The sequence below is a fragment of the Bacillus sp. UNC322MFChir4.1 genome (assembly GCF_000746135.1).
Taxonomy (GTDB): domain Bacteria; phylum Bacillota; class Bacilli; order Bacillales; family Bacillaceae_G; genus Bacillus_A.
Genome location: NZ_KN050809.1, coordinates 1 through 16,796 on the forward strand (window position 1 = coordinate 1; position 16,796 = coordinate 16,796).

At 33.5% G+C, this 16,796-nt stretch carries 18 protein-coding genes; 3 read left to right on the forward strand and 15 right to left on the reverse strand.

What is annotated here, in order from left to right; genetic code table 11:
* Positions 1-201, reverse strand: a 201-nt coding sequence (locus BR72_RS17235) for a transposase (RefSeq protein ID WP_035434793.1), incomplete at its 3' end; no start/stop codon positions are given.
* A gap of 177 nt (positions 202-378) precedes the next feature.
* Complete coding sequence (locus BR72_RS17240; protein WP_035434889.1) at positions 379-1,857, reverse strand: Lsa family ABC-F type ribosomal protection protein; 1,479 nt, start codon at positions 1,855-1,857, stop codon at positions 379-381.
* 688 nt (positions 1,858-2,545) lie between these two features.
* Between BR72_RS17240 and BR72_RS17245 the strand changes: the two genes are divergently transcribed.
* On the forward strand, positions 2,546-3,148 hold the full coding sequence (locus BR72_RS17245; protein WP_035434891.1) for an HD domain-containing protein: 603 nt from the start codon (positions 2,546-2,548) through the stop codon (positions 3,146-3,148).
* Between the two features lie 98 nt (positions 3,149-3,246).
* Here the strand turns inward: BR72_RS17245 and BR72_RS17250 are convergent, their stop codons facing one another.
* The 13 genes from BR72_RS17250 to BR72_RS17305 form a co-directional block, all read right to left on the reverse strand.
* Entirely contained in the window at positions 3,247-3,669 is a 423-nt protein-coding gene (locus BR72_RS17250) for an NUDIX hydrolase (RefSeq protein ID WP_035434893.1), read from the reverse strand.
* A 15-nt stretch (positions 3,670-3,684) separates the two neighbouring features.
* Positions 3,685-4,482, reverse strand: a complete 798-nt coding sequence (locus BR72_RS17255) for an ABC transporter permease (protein ID WP_035434895.1) — start codon at positions 4,480-4,482, stop codon at positions 3,685-3,687.
* A gap of 2 nt (positions 4,483-4,484) precedes the next feature.
* The gene (locus BR72_RS17260) at positions 4,485-5,468 is read right to left on the reverse strand and encodes an ABC transporter ATP-binding protein (protein WP_035434897.1); all 984 of its coding nucleotides are present in this window, start codon (positions 5,466-5,468) and stop codon (positions 4,485-4,487) included.
* Positions 5,469-5,479: 11 nt separating this feature from the next.
* Entirely contained in the window at positions 5,480-6,289 is an 810-nt protein-coding gene (locus BR72_RS17265; RefSeq protein ID WP_035434898.1) for an ABC transporter permease, read from the reverse strand.
* Entirely contained in the window at positions 6,280-7,011 is a 732-nt protein-coding gene (locus BR72_RS17270) for an ArsR/SmtB family transcription factor (protein WP_231559730.1), read from the reverse strand. Before BR72_RS17270 ends, BR72_RS17265 begins: the two co-directional genes overlap by 10 nt.
* A 72-nt stretch (positions 7,012-7,083) precedes the next feature.
* Positions 7,084-7,251: a DUF5937 family protein gene (locus BR72_RS27180; RefSeq protein ID WP_231559731.1), complete on the reverse strand. Its 168-nt coding sequence runs from the start codon at positions 7,249-7,251 to the stop codon at positions 7,084-7,086.
* A gap of 267 nt (positions 7,252-7,518) precedes the next feature.
* Entirely contained in the window at positions 7,519-8,253 is a 735-nt protein-coding gene (gene nfsA, locus BR72_RS17275) for an oxygen-insensitive NADPH nitroreductase (RefSeq protein WP_035435626.1), read from the reverse strand.
* A 463-nt stretch (positions 8,254-8,716) separates the two neighbouring features.
* Positions 8,717-9,427, reverse strand: a complete 711-nt coding sequence (locus tag BR72_RS17280; RefSeq protein WP_035434900.1) for a Crp/Fnr family transcriptional regulator — start codon at positions 9,425-9,427, stop codon at positions 8,717-8,719.
* A gap of 393 nt (positions 9,428-9,820) precedes the next feature.
* The gene (gene rd / locus BR72_RS17285) at positions 9,821-9,985 is read right to left on the reverse strand and encodes a rubredoxin (RefSeq protein WP_035434903.1); all 165 of its coding nucleotides are present in this window, start codon (positions 9,983-9,985) and stop codon (positions 9,821-9,823) included.
* A gap of 26 nt (positions 9,986-10,011) precedes the next feature.
* Positions 10,012-11,232 (reverse strand): NAD(P)/FAD-dependent oxidoreductase, encoded by a 1,221-nt coding sequence (locus tag BR72_RS17290; protein WP_035434905.1) that lies wholly within the window; start codon positions 11,230-11,232, stop codon positions 10,012-10,014.
* 21 nt (positions 11,233-11,253) lie between these two features.
* Complete coding sequence (locus BR72_RS17295; RefSeq protein ID WP_035434907.1) at positions 11,254-12,489, reverse strand: FprA family A-type flavoprotein; 1,236 nt, start codon at positions 12,487-12,489, stop codon at positions 11,254-11,256.
* 159 nt (positions 12,490-12,648) lie between these two features.
* Complete coding sequence (locus BR72_RS17300) at positions 12,649-13,356, reverse strand: class I SAM-dependent methyltransferase (RefSeq protein ID WP_035434909.1); 708 nt, start codon at positions 13,354-13,356, stop codon at positions 12,649-12,651.
* 325 nt (positions 13,357-13,681) lie between these two features.
* Positions 13,682-14,404: a YwiC-like family protein gene (locus BR72_RS17305; RefSeq protein WP_035434911.1), complete on the reverse strand. Its 723-nt coding sequence runs from the start codon at positions 14,402-14,404 to the stop codon at positions 13,682-13,684.
* Between the two features lie 710 nt (positions 14,405-15,114).
* Between BR72_RS17305 and BR72_RS17310 the strand changes: the two genes are divergently transcribed.
* Entirely contained in the window at positions 15,115-15,342 is a 228-nt protein-coding gene (locus BR72_RS17310) for a DUF1858 domain-containing protein (RefSeq protein WP_035434913.1), read from the forward strand.
* Between the two features lie 12 nt (positions 15,343-15,354).
* Positions 15,355-16,584 (forward strand): DUF438 domain-containing protein, encoded by a 1,230-nt coding sequence (locus BR72_RS17315; protein ID WP_035434915.1) that lies wholly within the window; start codon positions 15,355-15,357, stop codon positions 16,582-16,584.
* The last annotated feature ends 212 nt before the right edge of the window (positions 16,585-16,796 follow it).

Genomic DNA, 16,796 nt, shown 5'->3' on the forward strand with positions numbered 1-16,796 from the left:
CGGTGCATTACCTTTACTACGTTCATCAAATGGTTCACCATTTTTCCATTTTTTCACCCAAACCTTTAATTGTGTACAACTTCGAATACCTAATCGTTCTGAGAGCCTTTGATAACTTTCGGACCCATTCACATAGGCCCTAACGGCATCTAACTTAAATTCTTCCGTGTAGGATTGAAATTGTTGTCCCTTTTTCGCCATAGAAAAATCCCCTCCAAGTTTCATTCTTTCCTTCATCTTATCATGAAGGTTTTTTTGAATGTCTACTTAAAGGGGATAATACCATAGAGAAATTAGGCTTTTTTCATCACTCCATTAAAGCGTCCTATAGTTTAATGACTTGATTTACTGATTATATCTTCAATCATTCACTTTGAACTACATAGATATAGTTTTTGTTGCAACTGTTTGTTGAAATGTCTTATCATGCTCAACAATAACCATTGTTGGATTAAATTGTTGAATAAGCTCTTCAATCTGCATACGCGAATAAATATCAATAAAGTTTAATGGTTCATCCCATATATATAAATGAGCTTTTTCACATAAACTTTTAGCGATAAGCAGCTTTTTCTTTTGTCCGCCAGAATAATGAGATATATCTTTCTCAAATTGAATTCGGTCAAAATCCATCTTACGTAGGATGGATTTAAATAACGTCTCATCAATCTCGTGCTCTTCAATAAAGTCCGATAACGATCCCTTCAAATGAGAAGTATCTTGCTCGACATAGGAAATGATGAGTCCTGAACCTAAATTAACTGAGCCTGTATGCTGTATTGAATGTCCTAGAATTAGCTTTAGGATACTACTTTTCCCGCTTCCATTCTTTCCATCAAGTACAATTCGGTGCCCTTGTTCAACTATGAAGCTAATTGGTTCATTTACTATTTGGTCATCATACTTAACAGACACATCAGCCAAAACAACCAATTCATTTGACTGAAATTTCAATTGTTCTAATTTTAACGACTCAGTTTTCTCTACATTTTTTAGTAATTTTGACTTTTCTTCAATAGCTTTTTGTTGCCTTGATTCAATGTTCTTCGCTCTCTTCATCATCTTGGCCGCTTTATGTCCTACAAAACCCTTATCTAACTTAGATCCTGAATTCCTTGTTCCATTTTTGGAAGCTTCCACTTGATGAGACCAACCTACTGAACGCTTTGAAGACTGTTTTAATCTCTCTATGTCTTTTTGTAGACGCTCATTTGTAGCCTCCTCATGTTCCTGCTGTCTATCAAAATTTAACTTCCAAGAAGAATAGTTACCACTTTGAACTTCAATATTCGCTCTATTTATAGATAAAATATGGTCAACACATCCATCTAAAAAGATTCTGTCATGTGAAATTAAAATAAACCCTTTTTTCTTCCTTAGATAAGCAGAGACCATCTTTCGTGCATCAGTGTCTAGATGATTTGTTGGCTCATCAATTAATAGAAATTGACCCTCATTCAAAAACAGTGCAGCAAGCAACACCTTTGTTTGTTCTCCATTTGATAATGTTTTAAATGGTCGGTACAGAACCTCAGCATCAACATTTAAATAGGATATTTCACGCAGAAATTCCCAATCTTCTGCTTGGGGACAAATTTCTTCAAGAATTTCATAAGTAAACTTGTTCTTATCCGAAACTGGATAAGGAAAATAATTAAATTCTACCGAAGCAGTGATTTTCCCACTATATTCATAATTCCCTAATAACAAATTAAAGAATGTCGTTTTACCTCGTCCGTTTCTACCAATAAAGCCCAATTTCCAATCTGTATCTATTTGAAAGTTTACACCTTCAAAAATATTATCAAAGTTACCTGGGTATGAAAAAGTTAAGTCTTGAACTTGTATCATTGACATAATAATTCCTCCTTTATAGATCAACACTTTTCGTATAAAGTCGGAATATCCATCAACTTTTTAATTCCTCCATATAAGTGTGATGGATATTAACGACTTATATAGAGCATTACATGTGTAACAATAGTGTCTGAATTACTCATTTTTCTCTCTCCTTTATTTGTTCAGTTACAGTTACTGATTAATAAATATGAACTTACCTATAAGAGAAAAAAAATCCTCCCAATTTGTAATTGGAAGGATTAGTCTTTCACTTATACTTAATAAGTCCATATTCATCATTGGAATTATGACAAATAAAGCATGAACTGATTTATAAAAAATGGATAGACTAACCCTATATTTTGTAGTTTGAAGTTATTCATTTCAAATTAAAATATAGATTAGTTAATCATTATTCACTCATCAGTCCTCTCATAATTCTATTTTCAGACTAACATTCTTTTTTACGGAATGCAATATCAGAATCATCTTCACCTAATCCAAACTCCTCTAAAATCCTTCGAGTAAAGAGATAAAACATCGTCACTTTATTTCAAACCCACACTACTAGCAAGTGAACCATATTTTCTAAACGTACAGGTTTTCATTTAGCCCAATTACATAATATCTATAAATCTTAATATAAATATAAAATTGACACATTCTACTTTCGTATTAAGATTAAAATATATGGAGGCGAATTTATATGGAATATAACATTTTAAAAGTTATTGCACTAGCAGAAAAACTAAAATATGAAATGCGGCACAGTTGGCTCTCTAACGGCCGTCAAGAGAGTGTAGCAGAGCATACATGGCGTATGTCACTCATGGCTATCCTCGTTCATCCTTATTTAGATGAAAAAGTGAATATCGAAAAATTACTTAAGATGGTAATTATCCACGATTTAGTCGAAGCGGAAGCTGGTGATATCCCTGCATTCGATACGATGAATAGTGAAGAATTAACACGAAAAAAACAAGAAAATGAACAACAAGCGATTCTGAATATTAAACATACACTGTCAGGCCCACTTGGGGAAGAATTATATGAACTATGGATGGAGTTTGAAGAAAAAGAAACGTATGAAGCAAAAGTAGCAAATGCTTTAGATAAGCTAGAAGTAAAAATTCAACATAATGAAGCAGACATCGATACATGGCTGCCTATCGAACACAAAATGACATTCCAAGTTGCTCAGCATACGGATTTTGATTCATTCTTATCAAAGTTACAAAAGATTATTGAAAAAGAAGGCGAACAAAAATTAATTGCTGCTGGGATTGATGTTGGGGCTTGTAAACAGTAACAGTTTATACTTTAAAGAAACTACTTATATATTTTATAGAAGAAACCGCATGAAAATTTTTCATGCGGTTTCTTCTATCTTACTATTCTCTTCTTTCATTAAAAGTAATTTTCATCTAGAACAAATTGATGAAACAACTCTTTATCCTCTGGAAAAGATAAGTGGATTCTTTCTATTTCACTCAAACTTTTCCAACTAATTTCATGAATTAAACCGTCCGGATCACATATTTCTGCTTTTCCGCCAATCACTTCTACTTCATAGTACACAATATGAACGTTATACCCATTGCTATCACCAGTTTTTTCATGTACCTTTTGAATGATTCGTACATCATATCCCGTTTCTTCTTTCACTTCACGAATACAACACTGTTCAAATGTTTCATTTTCAAATTTCCCTCCAGATGGCACGGACCATTTTAATTCTTCCTCTTTTACATCTGGTCGTCCTTGTAATACCATTAATAAATTTTCATCTTTATTGATACATAATGCTGCTGCACCTTGAAAAATCTCCATTTTTTCTCCCTCCTCTTAAAACAAAACCATATTCCCTGTTCGTTTCGCATGCTTTTCTGCCTTCCGAACGAGCAAATAAGATATGATCACCAACAAGGCTAACATACTAAATAACAAGCATAAGTTTGGGAATAAATCTAAAATACTCTTTCCCTCCATCAATAGTGAGCGAAATATTTGTAGCACATATGTTAATGGAAACAACGCTGCCATTATTTTTCCCCATAAAGGCAACACAACAATAGGAATACGTACACCAGCAAAAAATTGCATCGGTTCTTCTAAAATTGTAAAGAGAATGCTCGCATCTCTTGAAAATAAAAAGATAGTGTTCAAGACCCCTCCCCATACAACTGCTGAAATACATAACACAATAAAAGCAAATACAATATTTTCAACTGGTGGTACCTTCACATCATCAAGAAATAAGACAATGAGTATAGAGAAAACGGTAAACATCCATACACCTTCTATTAAATTTGCTCCTGCCCGGCAATACATCATCCATACGCGTGATACAGGTGTTAAAAAAATGAGCTCTAATGTCCCATTTTGACGTTCCCATGACATTTGCCATGCTGATTGGACAAGACTCCAAAAGAAAACATAGCCGATATAACCTGTAATGAGAAAAAAGCTAATTTGCTTTGGATCCATCCATTTTGCCAGTGGACTACTATTTGATGTATCAAATGGTTTCACCGAAAAATAAGCGGTCGCAAATAATAATACAGGCCAAATGAATAAAGAAAAATAGACCATTTTACTATGAAAATGATTACGGTGACTCTTCTTCCATTCTGCAAAAAACATATTCACGCACTCACCCCATTTGCAATTTGCAAGATTGCATCCTCTAATCTCGCTTTATGTGTTTCTAATTGTAGTATGCTAATTTGATGTTTTGCTAATAACGATAAAACTACCGTGGTCATATCAAAAGATGCTGTTAATTCATAGCGCAGTCCATCTCCCATATGTTCCTTTACAAACTTTATTTCTCTTTTTCCAAAAGAACGCTCCAATTGTTCCGTTAATTCATTTGATAATACAGAAATCACAATTTCTAAATGATGCTCACGTACAATAGATTGTATAATATCTTGAGGAGTTCCTTCATACAGAAGACTTCCTTTTTCAATAATATAAAGACGATCGCAAAGCTCTTCTACTTCTTCAAGATAGTGACTTGTTAATAAAATTCCTTTATTCTGTTCTTTCGCTAATTTATATACCATTTCTCGTAATTTTTTTGCTACTGGTGCATCTAATCCTAATGTCGGCTCATCAAGAAATAAATAATCAGGATCATTGATGAGTCCTCTTGCAATTTGTAAGCGCTGTTTCATTCCCTTTGAATATCGTTCAACAGGTGTATTGGCAGCTTCTTCTAACTCTACTTGCTTCAAAAGAAAATGAATGCGTTCTTCTAATTCTGCTCCTTTTAAACCATATAGACTTCCAAAATACTGAAGATTTTCTTTCCCCGTTAAGCGCCAATAAAGCATACGCTCCCCACCAGCAATCATATTAATTTTTTTCTTCACAAGAATATCCTGTTTTGTACTATCTGTTCCATCAATTTCAATCACACCTGAAGTCGGTTCAAGAAGCGTAGCTAACATTTTAATGGTTGTTGTTTTTCCAGCACCATTCACACCTAACAAACCAACAATTTCTCCTTTCTCAATTGTTAAATCTAACCCGTTCACTGCCTCAATTATTTTTCTTTTTTTGCGAAAAAAACCTATTTTTTCTTCTAATTCATAGCGTTTCACAAGTTGTTTCGCCCGTATCATCCAAATCTCCCCTATGCAAAATGTTTTTCAATAACATACTTTTCCATTCGTTTTATAGCTATTACACCAATTACAAAGTAAACAACTCCTAATCCTAGTAACCACATAAGATCAGATTGTATAGCAGTTACATTCCCGCCCTCGATTATGCATAATCGAAATGCTGATAGGCCATGTGATAATGGCATGAGCAAGCTTATAGTCTGTAAAAACGCAGGAAGATAGCCTACCGGAAAAAATACTCCGCTAACAAGACTCATAAAAATAAACAACGTATTTTGCGTTAAATATGTATCTCGAAAATAAAGCATGAAAGCTCCAAGCACTAATGCTTGCGCAAAAATTGAAAAAAAGAAAATAAGTAATAACAGTGATACAGCAACGATATTCATTTCACGAAATTGCAATCCAAACAACAAACCAAACATAAAAATTGCAATAAATTCAAGTCCAACTCGAAGCATTCCTTGCGCAGCTGCTCCTAAAAAATATCCTTGCCGAGATGATGGAGTTAACAACAGTACATCTAACGTTCCCTCACGTAATTCTGTAATGAACGTTCGACTCACAATCATTAATAAAGAAACGGCAAACGAATAAAAAACAGCACCTAGTATAACGTAGGAAAGATAATCATCTGTTTTTCCTAGTTTTATAAAGCTATCATTTAATTTTCCTTGGAACATAAAGTGGTACGATAAATACGAAAACAATACAATATAAATACCACTTAAAATATGGCCAAGAAAAAATGCCCATGGATACGCTCTTTGCATCGTATAAAAATCACGACGAAATGTAGCCCAAAACGTTAACCACACGTTTTTTCCTCCTCTATTTTATGAATGGCTGGAAAGTCCATAAATTGATCTAAATCTACTCGAATTTGTTCCAGCTTTTCACGATTTGTTTGATAAAATACGTAATATCCTTTTCTTTCTTTTTGTACTAGTTCAGTTGCTTCAAGTATTTTCAAATGATTCGAAACAGTCGATTTCGTAAGGTTGTATCTCTCTGTTAATTGCTGCGTACAAAACGATTGAAATGATAAGTCTCGCAACATTTTTAAACGTGTTTCATCTGATATCGCTTGTAAAATTTGCAATAAATCTTTTGGTACTTCATCTGGATAGGATGAAGCAATTCCGACTTCATAATACACTTTTATATGAGTAGAAATGAAGTTATCCATTAGCAAATGGGGTGCGATAAAAGTTGATGGATAAAACGTGATTGCAGATAAATCTACAAAACGATACTGCCATGTACGTGCTTTTAAAAATGTGATGTGCTCCCCTTCAATTAGAAATCTTGGATGTAACGTCTTAGAAAGTAATAATGGATTTTGTTTTATCATTTCTTTCAAATCATGTACGGATTGCTGGAGCCAAGGTTCAATTCGAAAAAGCTCCCTTGCAAAATAACATTGATGGTATTCGTATAAAAAATTACAAATCGTTTCTTTCTCTAAATCCGGAAAAAATCTTTGAAATGCCTTTTCATCTGTAGCTCGTAATCTTTCAATCCCTTCTTCTACATACACTTCAACTGAAAAATCTGAACACCAGTCGATAAATCGAAACCAATCATCACTTTTTTTGTTAATTTCATGCAGCTATTCCTTTTCATTTTCATTCATCATACTCAATAGATTTTCTGCCCACGGTAGTCGCTTCACATGATGTGCCGGATTAGATAAAACGTGCAGACTTAATAACATTTCGCGAAATGGTGAATAAACAACTTTGACATGCCGCTCAAACCAAGATGTAATGTGTACCATATGGTCCCCTCTCTTTGATTCGGTATCTATCGAATCAGTTTTATAATTTTGCAAAATTATTCAGTATATTAGCAGCATAGGAATAAATCGTCAATCAAAAATTTGAAATATTTTTATTTCGCAAACAAAAAAAGACTTTAGCTTCTGCTAAAATCTTTTCCGGTGATTTTTTTATGATTGAAAAACACATGGGAATAAATTTTAAAGACCTTGTTTTTTAATCATGCAAAAAAGCAAACCTGTGTGAACAGATTTGCTTTTTCTACATTATTTTTGGTTAAATCCCTTCTTAACCAAAAACTCTTTCATATACAATCGTTTCTCCTGTGACATAAACTTGCTCATTGATCCTGTCCACGTTATATCCTTTTGATTTGTCAATCTTTCTTTATAATATTCATTGGTCGTATGATCATATTCATCTAGTAGTTCGTTATATTTCTTCTCATCATATGTGTTTTCATGTAAAATAGCTTCAACTGGTAAGCGCGGTTTCACCCCATGCTTTTCATCCGGTACACCAACTGTCATTCCAAAGACTGGGTACACGTTATCTGGCAAATGTAGTAGTTCACTCACTTGTTCTGGGTTATTACGAATACCCCCAATATAACAAATGCCATATCCGAGAGATTCCGCTGCAAGTGCTAAATTTTGAGCAAAGAGAGACGCATCTACCGTTGCCACAATAAAGTTTTCTGTTGTACCAGCTTTTATTTCTGTCCCTTGTTTTTCACATGCTACTTCTAACCGCTTTAAGTCTGCACAGCAAACAAAGAATGCTGCACAACTTTTCACATGACGATTTCCAGATAGCTCTGCTAATTGCTCTTTTAACGCTTCATCTGTTACATATACAACTGAATAAGCTTGCACAAAATGTGATGATGCTGCATGCTGTGCTGCTCCAATCATTCTTTCGATTATATTCTTTGGAATTGGCTCTTTCTTATACTTCCGTACTGATACGTGTTGTTCCATCGTATGTATTATTTCATTCATCATATCCTACCCCCTATGGTGTGAATACTCCATAATTACCATATTTTTTGTATACGCACAAACGATATGCTTAAAACACAATGATACATGAAAAGAATCAATCGTATTTGATTGCTCCTTTCTTACATATTAAACTGCTTTCAATTTCTCTACACCTTTAACAAATTTCCAAACGAAATAGTGTATTCCTACCAGTGCAAAGAAAATGCTAAATTAACATAATACAGATGAAATATGATTGCCTTTCGTACAATTCACCTCTAAAGTTTTGTTACTCTTATTAAAACATTTCATTTTTCAACATATAAATCGCAGCTACGCAGAATACAACATGACCGCTTCTATGCATGGTCAGATGCTCTCGTCCCCCCTAGAAAGAAAGGGGTTTTTATGTCGTTTTTTCAACTTGTATATATAGTTAACTTAACCTTACTTTTTATCCAGTTCAATATCAATTATCCATCTACTCTATATATTTTCTAAAGGCTAACTTATTTTTAATTATTAGCTGCTTATTTCCAATTGATGTTATAAACCCTAAGTCTTCAAATTTACTAAATTTACGACTAATTGTTTCCCGTGTCACCCCTATATAACTTGCAATTTCTTCCCGTGTTAACGGTAAATTTATAATTATCCCTTTATCAGTATCCTTACCATACTTTTCACAAAACTCTAAAATGATATAGGCAATTCTAACTTCTGGATCATTTGTTGCAAGATTATGAGCTAAATTTTCTGTATGCGCTAACCGTTTTGTAACGGTTTTTAACAGTTTTAATGCAATACCTGGATTTCGCTCTATTATACTATCCATATCATTTTTCTTTAGCATACAAATTTTCGTATCTTCCATAGCATACGCACTAAAATTACTCTTCTCATCACAATTAAATATGTTTAATTCACAAAAACACTCACCGCTCGTTAAAATATGCAAGATTTGCTCTTTTCCTTGAGGGGTTAGTTTAGATAACTTTACTTGCCCCTTATTAATAATAAATAATGTATCTGATTTCTCCCCTTCATGAATTAATGGTTGTCCCTTTTTAAATTGCTTATGTTTTGACATTGCAGCTATTTTTAAAATTTCCTCATCAGATAGGGATTTAAAAATGAGAACTTTTCTTGGACAAGGCTCCACTGCATTTTTATGATAACAATGTTCTTTCATATTACCTCACCTAACTTTACATATAGTATATAAAATGAAATTTTAATCAGTGTCTTTTCATTATTAGCCCTCACCAATCAGGCTTTTATGGACATTAATACGTAATAAAGTGAAACTTCCGTCAGTGGGGGTTTTCTTCATCCCCACTGATGGTTAGTTGAACCAATCGGGCTTTTACGGGCAGTTATCCCCCACCTATCTTCTTTGCTTCTCTCTGAATCTTGAGGTGGGGGTCTTACTGCCCGTTAATGCGGGATAAAGTATCCTTATGATACCTAAATTATTATATCTCTTCCTAAAAGCTAAACCAGTGACCTAAATCACATCAAAAAATTCTTTTCATATAAAAAAGTAACGAGAAATTATATAACCTTCTCGTTACTTTTTCTTTTGCTATTCCTCTACCGGTGCAAAATGTTCAGTATCTTCTCCACATACTGGACACACCCAATCTTCTGGTAAATCTTCAAAACTTGTTCCTGGTTCTACATCTTCATCCGGATCTCCAACTTCTGGATCATAAATATAGCCACATGGTAAGCAAATATATTTTTTCATTATAATGTCCTCTTTCTATTATTATATTAAGATTTCAGTTTCTCTTTTACCTTGCTCATTATTTCACTTACATTCGTATTTTTCATATCAATCTCTTCTAATGATACCTGCTTTTCAATAGCAGACTTGTAAGGAATGGATGCTGCAACTCCTTCTAATGAGATGACACCTACTATTTTATTATCTTTGATAAATAACCTTGTATACTTCTCTTTACCATCTTCTTCAACGATAGTTGTATCACATTGTTTCTCATCAACGAATCCAATCGAGAATAAAGATACATCGAACGCATTAAAAATAGTAGTTGAAATTGCTTCCTTATAAATTGCAGGATTAGAAACCATATTACTTCCGGCAATTTTCCCTTGATCCATTGCTCGTCCCCATAGTCCGCCAATTTCACCGTTTACTTCTGCTACATCCCCAGCAGCATATACAGATTCCACATTCGTTTCCATCTTCTCATTGACAATAATGCCTCTATTTACATGAATAGGAGTATTGTTTACTAAAGAAATGTTAGGAGTGACCCCAATTGAATACACAACACTATCACAATCTATTCGTTGTTCACCATTCACTTTCATTCCAGTTACTACTTCTTCTCCAAGAATAGAATCAATAGTCGTATTTACATATACTTTTACTCCGGCACTTTCAATTTTTTCTTTTAATAGAAGAGAAACTTTTTCATCTAATTGTCTTCCCATTAGTGTAGCGGCAACTTCTACAATGGATACTTGTTTGCCAGCTTTCATCATAGACCAAGCTGTTTCTAATCCTTGTACGCCTCCACCAATGTTTACAACATGCTTTTTATCTTCTAAACATGCTTTAAAGTTATCCGCTTCCTGCATGTCTCTAATCGTAAAGACACCTTTTTTATTTATTCCACCTACTGGTAGCCTTCTATTATTTGCACCGGTACAAATTAATAGTTTGTAATAAGAAATTGTTTCATGATTTGATGTAACAATATATTGCTGCTCTGTATCAATTTTTACTACTTTTGTATTTGTGAAAACCGATATATTATTATTTTGGTACCATTTTTCTTTTTTGATTAAAACTTTTTCACTGTGTAAATCTGAATATAACTCTTTTGACAGTTTAATTCTGTTATAAGGTAAAGATGGTTCTTCACCAAAAATAAATATATTTGAATCCTTGTCATGATCTCTAATTGTCTTTGCAGCATTTACAGCGGCTACTCCACTTCCGATAATAACAAAATTCTTTTCCATATTTTCACCTACGTTTTTCTATTAAATAGAACTTAATAATAAATCTGTAACAAACGTTGTTGCATGTTTAATTCGTTTTGTTTTCTCTTCATCCTTTGGAGAGAATCTTATACGAATAGGGAATTCAACATGAGTCATACCTGTAGACTTAATAACATTTGATGTACTTTGTACATTCATGTTTGTTTCATTTAGGTAATCTTGTACGACCTCAATTGCCTCACCACTCCAACCATATGATCCGAATGCAGCTGCGATTTTCCCTTCTAAGTTCATTTCCTTCATTTCTATTAAAATTTCTTCTAAGTTTCCAATCATATCTGCGTATTTAGTTGAAGATCCGATGAAAACTGCATCTGCTTCTTGAATACTTTCTAGAATTATAGCTTTTTCTGATTTGTCAGCATTAAATACTGTTACTTCAATGTTTTCTGCTTCAAATGTTTCTTTAATGATATTCGCGATTTTTTTCGTGTTATTTTTAATGGTTGTATATACAATAGTTACTTTTTTTCCTTGTGTTGTATCTTTACTCATTTCTGCATATAAATCGATATATTTTTGTACATCTTGACGTAAAATGTATCCATGAGACGGAGCAATCATTTGAACATCTAAGTCTTTCAATGCTTCCATTAACGTTCTGACATATCTTCTATGCGGGTGAATAATCGCATTATAATAACCTATGAAATCTTCCGTAATATCTTCATTCGCTTCATCGTTAAAGAATTCATAATTCGCTACATGTGTACTGAAAATATCACATGGGAATAAAATTTTATCCTCTATGCAATACGTGATCATTGTTTCTTCTGTATGAAGATATGGAGTTTCTTTAAATTTCAATGTCTTTCCGCCGATATCTAATGTGTCACCATCTTTTACAACTAAAAAGTTTCTGTGATGCAATTTATACATTTCCTGCAATTCAGGTACTGCGATTTCTGTACATACAATTGTAGCATTCGTAGCTCTTGATGCTAATGCTGCCAATCCACCTGAATGATCGGGTTCTGTATGATTCACTACGATATATTGAATGTCTTGTGGATCAATTAATTCACTTAAATATTCTACAAATTCTCTTCCAAACTCTATGTCAACTGTATCAATTACTGTTGGTTTTTCAGTTTTTAGAAGATACGCGTTATAAGTTGTTCCTTTTGCTAAGATTAAACGATGAAACGGAACTTCCCTATCATCAATTTTCCCTACCCAATATATATCTTCAGTTAGCTTAATTTCTCTATTCATATTTTTCAATTCCTCCTAATTGTTATCTCTTAACAACAAATTTATTATAAAAATTTTCCTAAGATAAAAAGAGGACTTGAATCACATTTTATAAAAACAAAAAAAAAATACTTGAGTAAATGAAAATTTTTCTTTACTCAAGTATTTTTTATGACATATTTATTTTGTAGCTACAAGAACTAAAGCTGGCCCATTCGGTAAATACGCCTCTTTTTTAAAATTACCGAAAGTTTCTACAGTACGAAAACCACATTCTTTTAACATAGGCAGTAGTTGTTTTTTCGTAATGGGATATAACGGAATACTATTTGATACTTCTTTATCATCCACATTCAATGTTGCAGTAAATAATACTTTTTCTCCTTCTAACGTATAATTACGCTTAAACGAGAAATGTTTCTTCTCCAGTATCGGAAATTTAAAATTATTTTCATTTAATACTTTTTCATAATTTACAATTTGAATAATTAGTTTTCCGTTTGCTTTTAATTTTTCATAAGATCCACAGATAAAATTAAAGATTTCTTTCGAATTGTCCAAATGAACAAGTGTATTTCCAATACAATAAATACCATCAAATACTCCAGGCACATTTTCAATTTGTTGCATTCCAAATGTATTTACACTAAATATCCCTTCGCAAGCTGCAGCTTTCTCCCGAATTTTTGCAGCCAGCGTCTTCTCTGGTTCCATCGCAGTAACAGCAAACCCCATTTCAACTAGCGCTTGGGCTACATTACCTGTTCCTGCGCCCACATCCAGTATAGAGCTACCTTTTTGTAAATAAGAGACTATAAAATTTATTTGTTTCTCATTTGCAGGAAAAATTTCATCATAATATGGCGTTAACATTTGATAGAAAGTCATTATTTATACAGTCCTTTCAGGATTTAGCATTCAAATCATAATCAATTACTATCCGCAAATAGCAGGATAATATATATAAATCGCTGCTATGCGAAATACAACATGCCCTCCTACTGGCCTGCTCCTTTTGTTTTAAACATCGCACATGGCAGAAAAAGGTCCTGACCGCTTCTATGCATGGCCAGTTGCTCTCGCCCACCTAAAAAAAGAGGGTTTATGTCGTGTTTTCAATTTGTATTTATATATACGAAATGTAAAGAAACTATTTGAGTTAGTTTTCTTATCAAAATATTACTAAACATTCACAAACTTACTGTAATAATTATTACAGCAATGCTCTGACTAATAATACTACTGAAACAAAAAAGTAAATAGAATTTATACTCTCTAAAATACCCACTTTTAGAATCGAAATATTTCTACCATAAAATAATATAGATCGTATCAAACTTGGTATAAAGGCAATGGTAAACCACGGTGATACAATTAAAGTCACAATCACAAGTAAAGAATGATACCCCCATGAAACAAAGCGATACGTTGGATTCTTTTTCTCACGAATCATCGTCTTCACATAAAACGTACTTCCCATAAAATATAAAAATGATATAGTTGCAACAACCCATATCTTCTCATCAACTGTTTTCATTGTGAAATAATAACTAATGATTCCTCCTATACAAAACAAAATAATGGCACATGTATCATTTAGTAAAGCTCGTTCGTTTTTTTGGCGAGAAAAATAAATATTTATGAAAAAACATGGGAGCATAATAATGGAAAAGAACACAATACGCCATTCGTATATAAGAGCAATGATCGCACACACACAAGCTACACTAAAATAAAGAAAGAAAGAATGTAAATAATACTTCTTTCGTGGTTGTTTTACGTACATTAATAAAGGATACGTGGCTAAGTACACAAACAACCATGCTAAAAAGAGTGGTATGTGATACCATGTCCCTTTACCAATTAAAACACCCAAAATGAATGGAATAAGCAACATTCCCCATGCCCCGTGCTGCTTTGGAATAATTAACTTCATTCTTTCAACACCCTTACCCAAAGTTTTTTATCAACAATGTCATTTACTGATACTTACAAAAGAATTCATGCCATTAACCCTATAAAGTTTTGTAAAAGTGATATTTCTAATAGTTTTTTAATATACTTTGCCACCGAATGAAACAAAGAGCTTGAGAACAATACCTATATAGAATAAAGTAACACTCTTATCAGTTGGGATTTGCTTCATCTTCCACCTAACTTCTTTGCTTTCGCTTAATTTTGAGGCGGGGGTATTACTAGAGATAAGCTTTTTATTAAGGATAAACTATATTGAGGAAAGATACTGTGAGCGAAATCACGATTAATCAAAATTAAACCCTCCTATCGATTTATATCCTCATTGTAAAGTTATATAGACATTCATGTTGTGAGATATATCACGCATGAAATTGTCATTGCAAAGTGACACCTAAATCAGCCTTTTATGGACCTATTCCCTACCTATCTCTTTGGCTTCTTTAAAATCTTGAGATGGAAGTCTTAAGTGCCCGTAAATAGCGTGATAGAAATTCCTCTTTATCACGGTCTCTGGTACTTCTTTTTACACAGCGTACCCCAACTAACATTCCCTAGTTTTCTCTTCAAATTTTCAAAAATCACACGTGTGATTTTCCTCACTTCTTATTCATTCTTTCTATGTTACATTGTTTTCGAGAATTAATATCACTTATTTCCGAGGTGAGAGTGATGACAAAGATGATTGATTTTAGTCAAACCGTTTGCGATTTGGCTAACAAATACCCTGAAATCATCCCTATCTTAAAAGAGCTAGGCTTTGAAGATATAACGAAACCTGGCATGCTGCACACGGTCGGCCGTGTGATGACTATTCCAAATGGATGCCGGATGAAGGGAATTTCTTTCGATATCGTTAAAAAAACTTTTAAAAATAATGGATTTAACATGAAAGAATAGAGGAGGATCCTTATGAGTGAAATAATTAATAATCGTGAACAAGAAAGTATGAATCAATTTGAAAGACAAGCTATCTTAAAGGAAATTATTAAAAATCTTCATAATGGAAAAAGTGTGGAAGAAGTGAAGGCCCAATTTGAAGAAGCAGTCGGGAATATTACCGTCGCGGAAATTTCAAAACTTGAACAGGCACTCATGGAAGAAGAAGGAATTCCAGTGGAAGAAGTACAACGTTTATGCTCGGTGCATACAGCTATTTTTAAAGGTTCCATTGAAGAAATCCATCGATCCGATAAACCCGAAGATCAAGCTGGGCATCCAGTTCATACATTTAAGCTTGAAAACAAAAAAATTGATAAGCTTGTTAACTTCAAGCTTCAACTTCACTACGAACGTTTCGAGAAAGAAGATAGTGAAGAAAACATTTATAAACTAATCGAAGATTTAAATCTGTTGCTGGATGTGGATAAACACTACAGCCGTAAAGAAAATCTGCTTTTTCCCTATTTAGAAACATACGGAATTTACGGCCCGACACAAGTAATGTGGGGAATCGATGATGTCATTCGTAACGCTATTAAAGATGTGAAACAAGCATTAGCAAACTATAACGGAGATAAAAAGACGGTCTTAGACGGCGTTTACTTTGTCATCCGTGAGGTAACTGAAATGATTTTTAAAGAGGAAAATATTTTATTTCCAATGGCACTTCAAACTCTTACAGAAGATGAATGGGTTAAAATCGCTCATGAAAGTGATGAAATTGGCTATTGCTTAACAGGTCCTGCGAGTGTATGGAAACCTGAAAGAAAAGCAGTGCAAGAGCAGGCTATGTCTGAAGGATTCATACGTTTAGAAACAGGTATACTATCTTTAAAAGAACTAGAGCTGATGTTGAACCACTTGCCTGTGGATATTACGTACATTGATCAGAATGATGTCGTACGCTACTTCTCTCATGGAAAAGAGCGAATCTTTGCTCGTACAAAAGCGATAATCGGCAGAACAGTTCAAAACTGCCATCCTCCAAAAAGCGTTCATATCGTTGAAAAGCTCTTGGAAGACTTTAAATCTGGAAACAAAGATTGTGAAGATTTCTGGATTAAGTTCAAAGATAAATATGTATACATTCGCTATTTCGCTATACGGAGTGAAGATGGAGAATACATGGGTACCCTTGAATTCACACAAAATATTAATCCGATTCAAGAAATCCAAGGAGAAAAACGTATTCTCTCATAAGTTGAGATTGTTACAATTCCCTTGACCTTTCTTTAAAGAGGATGAATCCATTACTAAACACCCGGTTCATCCTCTTTAAGAAAAAAATGTCAATTCCTCTCTATCTCCCCACCTCTTTCTCTCTAAATATTTCAAGGTTTTCATACATATAAACGTACTCATTGATTCAGTCTGCATCGCATCCTTTTGATTTGCCAATCTTTCCTTTTGGT

Excerpts from the sequence above, each read along its gene's own strand:
- BR72_RS17245 (WP_035434891.1), top strand. The coding sequence starts at position 2,546 with ATGGAATATAACATTTTAAAAGTTATTGCACTAGCAGAAAAACTAAAA.
- BR72_RS17310 (WP_035434913.1), top strand. The coding sequence starts at position 15,115 with ATGACAAAGATGATTGATTTTAGTCAAACCGTTTGCGATTTGGCTAAC.
- rd (WP_035434903.1), bottom strand. The coding sequence starts at position 9,985 with ATGAAAAAATATATTTGCTTACCATGTGGCTATATTTATGATCCAGAA.
- BR72_RS17300 (WP_035434909.1), bottom strand. The coding sequence starts at position 13,356 with ATGACTTTCTATCAAATGTTAACGCCATATTATGATGAAATTTTTCCT.
- BR72_RS17240 (WP_035434889.1), bottom strand. The coding sequence starts at position 1,857 with ATGTCAATGATACAAGTTCAAGACTTAACTTTTTCATACCCAGGTAAC.
- BR72_RS17295 (WP_035434907.1), bottom strand. The coding sequence starts at position 12,489 with ATGAATAGAGAAATTAAGCTAACTGAAGATATATATTGGGTAGGGAAA.
- nfsA (WP_035435626.1), bottom strand. The coding sequence starts at position 8,253 with ATGAATGAAATAATACATACGATGGAACAACACGTATCAGTACGGAAG.
- BR72_RS17250 (WP_035434893.1), bottom strand. The coding sequence starts at position 3,669 with ATGGAGATTTTTCAAGGTGCAGCAGCATTATGTATCAATAAAGATGAA.
- BR72_RS17290 (WP_035434905.1), bottom strand. The coding sequence starts at position 11,232 with ATGGAAAAGAATTTTGTTATTATCGGAAGTGGAGTAGCCGCTGTAAAT.
- BR72_RS17260 (WP_035434897.1), bottom strand. The coding sequence starts at position 5,468 with ATGATACGGGCGAAACAACTTGTGAAACGCTATGAATTAGAAGAAAAA.
- BR72_RS27180 (WP_231559731.1), bottom strand. The coding sequence starts at position 7,251 with ATGGTACACATTACATCTTGGTTTGAGCGGCATGTCAAAGTTGTTTAT.
- BR72_RS17315 (WP_035434915.1), top strand. The coding sequence starts at position 15,355 with ATGAGTGAAATAATTAATAATCGTGAACAAGAAAGTATGAATCAATTT.
- BR72_RS17280 (WP_035434900.1), bottom strand. The coding sequence starts at position 9,427 with ATGAAAGAACATTGTTATCATAAAAATGCAGTGGAGCCTTGTCCAAGA.
- BR72_RS17305 (WP_035434911.1), bottom strand. The coding sequence starts at position 14,404 with ATGAAGTTAATTATTCCAAAGCAGCACGGGGCATGGGGAATGTTGCTT.
- BR72_RS17255 (WP_035434895.1), bottom strand. The coding sequence starts at position 4,482 with ATGTTTTTTGCAGAATGGAAGAAGAGTCACCGTAATCATTTTCATAGT.